The organism is Caballeronia arvi, from assembly GCF_001544695.2.
Classification (GTDB): Bacteria; Pseudomonadota; Gammaproteobacteria; order Burkholderiales; family Burkholderiaceae; genus Caballeronia; species Caballeronia arvi.
Window position 1 is genome coordinate 1 of sequence record NZ_FCOM02000209.1, and the last position, 1,677, is coordinate 1,677.

2 protein-coding genes are annotated in these 1,677 nt (G+C 61.4%); both read right to left on the minus strand.

Annotated elements, in window-relative coordinates; genetic code table 11:
• Positions 1 to 82: 82 nt before the first annotated feature.
• Positions 83 to 1,207 carry an enolase C-terminal domain-like protein gene (locus AWB74_RS44380; protein ID WP_061152777.1) on the minus strand — a complete coding sequence of 375 codons (1,125 nt, stop codon included), beginning with the start codon at positions 1,205 to 1,207 and terminating at the stop codon, positions 83 to 85.
• Between the two features lie 41 nt (positions 1,208 to 1,248).
• A partial coding sequence (locus AWB74_RS44385) for a thiamine pyrophosphate-dependent enzyme (RefSeq protein ID WP_235024960.1) occupies positions 1,249 to 1,677 on the minus strand: 429 nt, incomplete at its 5' end.

Consider the following 1,677-nt stretch of genomic DNA (forward strand, 5'->3'; position numbering starts at 1 on the left):
TTATGCGCTGCGTGCGCCATCAGTGCGCCCCCGACACAGGCGGCCAGCCCAATTAAAAGACCGGTGCTTCGGACCTGACCGTTCATTGGCGCAGCCCGCATGCGATCGCGTAGGCGCGCGCATCCGCGCGCCTGAGTTCGAGTCCGCAGCCAGGACGGCTCAGGTCGGGGCGAATCACTCCGTCGTGAGGTTTGGGTGCGCCGTCGAATAGCATCGACTCGATGCGTACATGATCGTGAAACCATTCCTGATGCGCGAGCCGGGGCGCCGCGCACGCGACGTGCAGATGTAGCGCCGGCGCGCAGTGCGCCGAGAGCGGAATATGATAGGCGTCACACAGTGCAGCCACGCGCAGAAAGCCCGTGACTCCGCCGCAACGGCTCGCATCAGCCTGCAGCACGTCAACCGCGCGGGCATCCAACCAACGGCGAAAGTCATCCTGCGTGTAGCCGTATTCTCCCGCTGCAACGTCGATCTGCGCGGGCATCGCCTCCCGCAACATACGCAGACCCGCGATGTCATCGGACGACACAGGTTCTTCGAACCATTGCACACCCTGGCTCACAAATGCGTCGGCCAGATGCTGAGCCTGTTTCACCGAAAAGGCGCCGTTCGCATCCACGAAGAGTCCTCGATCGCCGATTACCTCACGTGCAGCATGTACTCGCTGCGGATCGCGGCCAGGATCCGTGCCGATCTTCATCTTCACCCAGCGGCATCCGTCAGTGGCGACCCAACCTTCAAACTGCGCTTGCAGTTGCGCATCCGAGTAACTCGTGAAACCGCCACTGCCATAAATCGGCACGGCGTCGCGCTCTGCACCAAGGAGCTGGACAAGTGGTAAGTCGAGGAGCTTCGCTTTCAGATCCCATAACGCGCAGTCGAGCGCAGAGATAGCAGTCGCCGCAAGACCCGAACGGCCGACGTTGCGCACCGTGCGTTGCATGGCGAGCCATCGCGCCGCGACGTCTGTGCTCGCTTGACCCAATAGCGTTTCCGCCAACGCGCCCCGAATGAGACTGACCGCGCACGAGTCCGTATAGGTGTAGCCGATGCCGGTCTTGCCTTGGGCGTCGACTTCGACGACGACCAACGTGGTCGCATTCCAGGCGAAAGTGCCGTCCGCTTCCGGCGCGTCAGTGGGGATCTTGAAAGCCTGAGCGCGAACGGCCGAAATAGGTGCTTCGTTCTTTGAGCTTCTCACCATTGTCTCCAGCAAACCCTTTCGAGCATTTCGAGCCTCGATCGCTATTTCGTCGACTTGTCGTCCTTGTGCCCCGGCAACACAGCGCTCAATACCTGTTTGGCCGTATCCAGCAAGATGTGGCCTTCGTTCGGATCGCCCTTCATCAAGGTCGTGGCGAAGGCCTTGGCCTGGGCGAGCGTGATGTGCGGCGGGAGGGGCGGCACGTTGGGGTCCGCTTTAACCTCTATCAGGACCGGGCGGTCTGCGGCAAACGCTTCGTCCCAGGCGCGCCCCAGTTGCTCGGCGTCATCGACGTAGATGCCCTTGAAGCCGATCATCTCCGCGAACCGGTGATACGCTACGGATGGAATGTCTTGCGAAGTCTCGAACTTGGGGTCCCCTTCCATGACGCGCTGCTCCCATGTCACCTGATTGAGGTCCTGATTGTTCAGGACCATGCAAATCCAGTGGGGACTGGTCCACTCCTTCCA

Bases quoted from the DNA above. Each gene is read 5' to 3' on its own strand.
- AWB74_RS44380 (WP_061152777.1), bottom strand. From the start codon at position 1,207: ATGGTGAGAAGCTCAAAGAACGAAGCACCTATTTCGGCCGTTCGCGCT.